The following is an 807-nucleotide window of genomic DNA, read 5'->3' as shown; positions in this document are numbered from 1 at the left end:
CTACTGGTTGACCGTCGCCCATGTGCGCGAGGTGATCGAGGTTATGACCTCCGGTTGTTCTATAAAGAGGTTCCATGCCGCGCAGCAGGCATCGACGATAGCGCCGTAGTCGTCGAAAACGCTGATCGCGAGCCAGTTGGCTCGGGAATATTGCCAGACGTTCTCGACTGGGTTCAGCTCGGGACTGTAGGGCGGCAACATAAGAAGAGATACGTTCTCTGGAACCACGAGGTCGTGCCCGCCATGCCAGCCGGCACCGTCGAGGATCAGCACGGCGTGGGCGCCAGGGGCGACGGTGCGGGAGATCTCGGCGAGATGGGCATTCATCGCGGAAGTGTCGGCGAAGGGCATGACGAGGCCCGCTGCCACACCTCGCGCCGGGCAGACGGCGCCGAAGATGTAGGCCCACTGGTAGCGAGTGTCTCGCGGCGCCCGTGGTCGGGTTCCCCGCTTCGCCCAGACCCGGGTGAGTGTTCCCTGTTGGCCGACGCGTGCTTCATCCTGGAACCAGACTTCGAGTGGCTTGTCTCGTGCCGCCTCGGGCAGAGCGGCGGCTACCGCTTCGGGGAAGCTTTTTTAAAGCCCTCCTGGGCTTCGGGATCTGTCTTCGGATGCCGAGGACGCACGGACAGCCGCCGGTAGCCGAGCGCCGCCAGGTACTTGCCCACCGTCCGCTCGTGCACCGTGACGCCGAACCGGTCGGCGATCCGCCGTTCGAGGTCCTTGCGCCGCCAGCGCACTACCCCATCCACCGCAGGATCGGGACCGGCCTCCACCCAGGACCGCAACTCCGAGATCTGATCGGCG

General features: G+C 65.3%; 1 pseudogene. It reads right to left on the bottom strand.

The window, feature by feature from the left end:
- Positions 1-807 (bottom strand): annotated as a pseudogene (locus EU800_RS26105) (IS630 family transposase); the annotation flags it as partial.

This window comes from Tropicimonas sp. IMCC6043, from assembly GCF_004146235.1.
Classification (GTDB): domain Bacteria; phylum Pseudomonadota; class Alphaproteobacteria; order Rhodobacterales; family Rhodobacteraceae; genus Tropicimonas.
This window is presented reverse-complemented; position numbering and strand designations above follow the sequence as displayed.